This is a genomic window from Nostoc cf. edaphicum LEGE 07299 (assembly GCF_015207245.1).
GTDB classification, from domain to species: domain Bacteria; phylum Cyanobacteriota; class Cyanobacteriia; order Cyanobacteriales; family Nostocaceae; genus Nostoc; species Nostoc edaphicum_B.
The window spans coordinates 1-6987 of the sequence record NZ_JADEXF010000168.1; the positions used below are offsets into that span (position 1 = coordinate 1).

Sequence of the window (6987 nt, forward strand, 5' to 3'; positions counted from 1 at the left end):
CTGACATACAAAACCTGGATGGATGAGTATTTACTATTTGCAAAAATTACTCAGGCTCACTACACTTGATTTTTTAAAGCACGAGGACTTACGCAAGAACTCTCTGAAACTCTTATTCCTTTGTGTCCTTTGTGGTTCGTTTTATCATGATTTTGCGTAAGTCTTAAGCACTTTAGAAAACACTTGCGACTTGTAAATATTTCCCAGGACGCTCGATATCCGGGATATACCAGGCGGGGTTTCCTTGGGGATCTCGTCCTAATTTGGCATCAGGTTGCGGAGGACGATTACGTAAACTGTTATTGGTTTCGCGGTTTGTTACTTCAATAGGCGGTGCAGATAAGAAGCCAGCAGACTGCATTTCGGCAATACTTTCTTTAAAGGCTGCCATTACGAAAGCTAGATCGGCTTCGGAATGGGCTGTCGTCAAGAAGCAAGGACGGTGATCCCAAGTATGCACTCCCTTATCCCGCAGCAAGTAAAACAGTAAATCTCCGTAGGGAAACTCTGGTAAAGACTTCACCATGAACAGGGAGCCGAAATTATAAGCTGTAAACGGAGCCTGAACTTGCTGAAAATAGCCCATAAGTTCCGCTACAAACTTATCGGTTCTGGCATTGAGATTTTGCTGTAAGCTGGGGCCACTCTGTTTTAAATGCTGAAGTACTGCTTTGGCGGCTGCTAGTGCTAAAGGATGGCGGACGAAAGTGCCGGCGAAGTAAGTCACGCCTACTTCTGGAACGGAGTCATCGCCAAACTGCCAAAACCCACCATCCAAAGCATCCATATATTGTGATTTGCCAGCAATGACTCCAATTGGTAGCCCACCGCCCACAATCTTACCGTAGGTTGCTATGTCCGCCTTGATGCCGAAATGCGCTTGAGCGCCACCTGGATGAATTCTGAATCCGGTAACGATTTCATCAAAAATCAGGGCAATACCAGCTTCTTCCGTGAAATCACGCAATTGCTGGAGGAATTCTTTAGGCTGGTATTCAGGGCGACGGCTTTGCACAGATTCCACCATCACTGCTGCTAACTCATCAGCCCGACTTCTGAGGATTTCTAGAGACTCAGGTGAATCGTAGTCCACCACCAAAATGTTCTCTACCATTTCGGGTGGAATACCGGGAGCAGCTGGAATTGACCGGAGTTTCTTTGTACCCCGAACGATTACTTCATCCAAAATACCGTGATAAGCTCCAGAAAAGATGGCAATCAAGTTACGCCCTGTGATCGTACGTGCCATCCGCATCGCTCCCAGCACCGCTTCCGAACCTGTGTTGCAAAAGGCTGCTCGGTCAAAGTTGGTCAACTCACACATCAGCTTTGCCACTTCTCCAACTAAGGGAGTTTGCGGCCCAATTTCCATGCCGAGTTTGAGTTGTGCTTCAATTGCCTCAGTAATGAAAGGTGGCGACCAACCAAACAAATTCAAGCCAAAGCCATTGCTTAAATCGACATATTCATTACCATCAACATCCCAAAGTTTAGAACCTGAAGAACGAGACGCCACGATGGGGTAAACCATCTCTTTCATCGTCGGGTTAAACCCGGAAACAGTTCTGGGATCTGCTAAGTAAGGGCGATGAGTTTGAGTATATTCTTTGGATTTTTGAGTCCGTTTTGTATATCTTTGAATAATTTTGTCTAGATAAGTGCGTTGTTGTGCTGTCAAAGTTTTAGTCTGGGTCTTTTCAATTCGAGCAGCCGCACCAAATGCCTTTTTACCACCATTTGACTCTGTTTCTACTGATGCTGATTCTTTGCTAGTTTGGGTTGGAGGGACAGATACAGCATTTTGTGGCTTGACACCATTATTTTGAGATGTTGCCGCAGGTACAACTGGGATTGTTACAGATTGACTGCTATTACCCAATAGCGCCAATTGCTGGCTCATAATTTGTAGCTGCTGATTAATCACATTTTCTAGGATGCTACTAGATGCAGCAGGTTGGAGGGAAATCTTAGGTGCAGATCCATTCGATCCATTTGTATGAACTTCATGAACTACCAAAGTGCTTGTAGGTGTAGGTTCTGACAATGGTACTTCTGGAACGATATCTGCAACGGTTTCTGTTAATCCTAATGCGGATAAAGTTTCGGGAGACAAGGCTGAATTGATAAAGTCGACCAGTGTTCCTAAATTGGGGTAAATTTCTAGTAACTGCCTAAGTGTGACTTTGACTTGAAATTTTTTCTTTAACGCTAGCCCGACTTGTGTCAGAGATAAAGAATCTAATCCCATTTCTAAAAATGTTATCGAGTCGTCAACACTAGCAATTTCCAATCCTGAAGTTTCTTCGATAATTTCTTTGAGCAGGAGAATAAGCTTTTGCTGAGGGGATGTTGTCATAATTTGGGTGTTTTCTAATAATTGGGGATTTAAAAGTTTGGGAGTTGCTGCACGATTGGGATGAGGTGGAGGATCAATCCAGAAGCGTTGGCGTTCAAAGGGATAAGTAGGTAGAGGAATTCGCTGTCGCGTTTCCCTTTGATAGAAGTTGCTCCAGTCAATAGATACTCCTGCTAACCACAGTTGTCCTACTGCCTTGAGTAATGCCGTCCATTCGGCTTCGTTTTCGGCGTTATCACCCAAAGAAGGAATCGCAATCTGTTGTTTAATATCTTTTGCTTGTTGGCGGGCTAAGGTCGTAGTTGTGATTCGCGGCCCTACCTCTAACAGTAGTCGTTCTGGCTGCTGCCATAGAGTTTGTACGCCCTCTGCAAACCGCACAGTCTGGCGTAGATGTGTAGCCCAATACATCGGATCTGTTGCTTGCTGGGCTGTAATCCAGTCGGCGGTAACTGTAGATACAAAGGGAATTTGGGGAGGTGATAATTTAACTTTCCCAACTACCTCAGCAAAGGGGGCTATGATGCTATCCATCATCGGAGAGTGGAAAGCGTGGGAAGTGTGTAAATGGCGACAGATAACTTCTTCGCTTTCTAGCTGTTTTTGCAGAGATGCGATCGCCTCTGTGGGGCCAGAAATTACACACAAGGAAGGGCCATTAATTGCGGCGATCGCTAGTTCTGCACTCAACCGCGACTCTACCTCTTTGGCTGGTAGGCGTACTGAAAGCATAGCTCCTGCTGGTAACTTCCACATTAAGCGACCGCGAGTTGCAACCAACATCAGCGCATCTTCTAAGGTGAATATACCCGCAATACAGGCGGCAACAAATTCGCCAATACTGTGGCCAATCATGGCTTGGGGCTTGACTCCCCAACTTTGCCATAGTTGCGCTAAAGCGTATTCAATGACGAATAGTGCTGGTTGGGTAAAGCAGGTTTGTCGCAATGAGATAGCCGCAGTTTCGCGTAGGCGTAGCCCGCCGTAGGCATCGCTCGGTGCTGGATAGATGATTTCTCGTAAATCCCTGCCCAGCAAAGGCTTAAGCATTTCAGCACATTCATCCACTGCTTCCTGAAATACAGGTTCGTGGTTGTAGAGATTCAGTCCCATGTTCACATATTGCGATCCTTGTCCGGGGAACATGAAGACAACGGCTGGATTGCGGATTTCTATGTGACGGGTATTTACTTGATTTGGATCTAAAGATTGCAGGGCTGCGATCGCATCTGTAAGATCGTGACAAACTACACTGCGTCGGTAGTTAAAAGATTTGCGCCCTCGCTGTAAGGTATAAGCTACATCAGCTAAGTTAATTTCGGCATTGTATTGTAAATGCTGCTGTAAATTTGCGGTTGCAGCCTCTAAAGCTTGACTAGTTTTTGCCGAGAGCAACAATAGCTGCTGTGGGCGAGAAGATCCTGAACTTTGGATTTGTGGCGCTTCTTCTAGCACAATATGAGCATTAGTCCCGCCGACACCAAAAGAACTCACACCTGCTCGTCGCGGAGTTTCACCCTCCGACCATTCAGCTAGTTTGGTATTTACATAGAAAGGGCTGTTGGCAAGGTCAATCTTGGGATTGGGAGCCTCAAAATTTAAACTAGGTGGGATCTTTTTATAATGCAGGGCGAGAGCGGTTTTAATTAACCCTGCTACTCCAGCCGCCGCAACTAAATGTCCGACATTGCTTTTAAGAGAGCCGATCGCACAAAATTGTTTAGCATCTGTATGTACCCGGAATGCTTGTGTCAGCGCTTCAATTTCAATCGGGTCGCCTAAAGGTGTAGCTGTACCATGAGCTTCAATATAAGAGATGGTTTCTGGGTGGAAGTTAGCATAAGCTTGCGCCATTGCAATGGCCTCTGCTTGTCCGTCTACGCTAGGAGCCGTAAAGCTCACCTTATCAGCGCCGTCATTATTGATACCAGAACCTCGAATTACCGCATAGATGCGATCGCCATCATTGAGTGCATCTTCTAAACGCTTGAGGACAACTACTCCTGCGCCATTATTGAACATTGTGCCCTGAGCGCTGGCATCAAAAGGACGACAATGCCCATCTCCAGAGAGCATACTGCCTTCTTGAGCTATATAACCGCTATTTTGAGGTGTAGTCATGGATACACCACCAGACAAAGCCAAATCGCACTGATAGCTGGTTAAGGCTTGGCAAGCCTGAATGACTGCTACTAAAGAAGTGGAACAGGCTGTATTGACGCTGACGGCTGGGCCTTTGAGGTTGAGTTTGTAAGCAGCACGGGTGGTTAAAAAGTCTTTTTCATTGGCTAACATCGTTTGGAATTCACCGATGCGATCGACAATTTCCATACGACCAGCAATATGGTTAGCAAAATAAGTATTTTGACCACAACCAGCGTATAAACCAATCAAACCCTCAAAAGATTCTGATTCATAACCAGCATTTTCTAGGGCTTCATAAACCAACTCTAGGAATACTCTAGCCTGTGGGTCCATAACCACAGCTTCAAGTGGATTAATGCCAAAGAAAGCGGCATCAAAGGTTTCTCCCCCAGGAATTATCCCTCTAGCTTTTACATAGCTAGGATCTTTGCAAAGGTTCGGATCGATACTAGGATCTAGTTCTTCATCTTGGAAGAAAGTCGTTGATTCTAATCCCTCACAGAGATTGCGCCAAAATTCATCGACATTTTCAGCGCCAGGAAATCTTCCTACCATGCCAATAATGGCAACACCATCACTAGGATCTTGGTTATCGGATGCTTGCATATTTACCATTGCTTAAACACCTTGTTGATGATTACGGCGACGAGTCCGAGCTGCTTGTTGGCGTTGAGCGCGATTTTGCAGCTTGTCAGAAGACGGTTGGCTATTCTGGTTGGAATGCAAATAGTTTGCTAAAGAGCCAATTGTTGAATACTGAAATAACTTCACAGCAGGTAGCTCAATACCAAGTTCCTGTTTTACTCGCGCAGCAACTTGGAGAATTGAGATTGAGGTTGTTCCCAAATCAAAGAAATTATCATCAATCCCAACGCGATCGATTTTGAGCAGTTCGGATAAAATACCTGCAACCAGACGTTCTAAATCTGTTTGTGGAGCAATGTACGCTTGTTCCAGTTGTGGACGTTCTCTACTTGGTGCTGGCAATTTCTGTCTATCTAATTTGCCGTTTACAGTCAAAGGCATTGATTCTAATAACACAAAAGCTGATGGCACCATGTAATTAGGTAGTCGCTGCTCTAAGAAGCTACGCAATTGCTTTGACGTGTAGCTACTGTTTTGATGAGGAACAACATAAGCAACTAACTGCTTTTCGCCTGTTTCTTCTTGACGAGCTAGAACGACTATTTCGCGAACATCAGGATGTTGAGCAATTTCTCTTTCAATTTCCCCTAGTTCAATTCGGAAGCCACGAATCTTTACCTGATGGTCAATACGACCGAGATATTCTAAGTCTCCATTGGGTAGATATCTTGCTAAATCACCCGTTTTATAAAGCCGCGCCTGCGGATCGTTACTTAAGGGGTTAGCAATAAAAGCTTTCGCAGTCAAATCAGGACGATTGAGATAGCCACGAGCTAAACCTGCACCTCCCACATAGATTTCACCAGGAACACCAACGCTAACTAACTGTCTATGCTCATCTAGCAGATACAATTGCAAGTCAGGAATTGGACAACCAATCACACTCCCTGCTCCTGGTCTTAAGTCATCTTCTGTAATTGGACGATAGGTAACATGAACGGTAGTTTCTGTAATACCGTACATATTCACCAACTTTGGAAACTCATACCCGTGAAGAGTAAACCAAGGCTTTAAGCTTTGAATTTCTAATGCTTCCCCACCAAAGATAACCCAACGCAGAGCTAAGTTCTCAGAATTAGCAATTGTCTGTTCTGTGTGGATTAATTGTTGGAAAGCTGAAGGAGTTTGATTGAGAACTGTAACTTTTTCTTTGCAGAGTAATTCATAGAAGGCTTCGGGAGAACGGCTAACTAAATATGGCACTACAACTAACCGTCCGCCGTAAATTAATGCACCCCAAATTTCCCACACAGAAAAGTCAAAAGCAAAGGAGTGAAACAGCGTCCATACATCCTCTTGGTTAAAGTGATACCAATGTTCGGTAGCTTTAAATAAACGCACAACATTGGAGTGATTAATTAATACACCTTTGGGTTTACCTGTAGAACCAGAAGTATAAATTATGTAAGCCAAGTTTTCAGCTGTTACTGAACTGGTTGGGTTTTCTGAACTGTATTGAGATAGGATTTCTTTGTCAGAATCAAGGCAGAAAACTTGAGTATGGTTTTGAGGAAGATTATTTAATAAGTGTTTTTGCGTTAGCAATACTGAAACTTGAGCATCTTCTAAGATAAAAGCGAGGCGCTCAACTGGATAATTTGGGTCAAGTGGCGCATAGGCTCCACCCGTTTTGAGAATAGCCAACAATCCCACTATCATTTCTAAGGAGCGTTCTACACAGATGCCAACAAGGACATCAGTCCCTACCCCTAAATTTTGTAAGTATTGTGCTAATTGATTTGCTTTGATATTCAACTCATGGTAGGTTAATTGTTGGTCTTCAAACACCACCGCCACAGCATCGGGTGTTTTTTCTACTTGCGCTTCAAATAACTCATGAA

The 6987-nt window shown here is 44.4% G+C and carries 2 protein-coding genes; both read right to left on the reverse strand.

The genetic code is table 11. The features are described 5' to 3' along the window. Positions 1 to 172: 172 nt before the first annotated feature. Positions 173 to 5116 carry a type I polyketide synthase gene (locus IQ229_RS07085; RefSeq protein WP_194042479.1) on the reverse strand — a complete coding sequence of 1648 codons (4944 nt, stop codon included), beginning with the start codon at positions 5114 to 5116 and terminating at the stop codon, positions 173 to 175. A 3-nt stretch (positions 5117 to 5119) separates the two neighbouring features. Further along, the coding region (locus IQ229_RS07090; protein ID WP_194042481.1) for a non-ribosomal peptide synthetase at positions 5120 to 6987 on the reverse strand (1868 nt) is incomplete at its 5' end.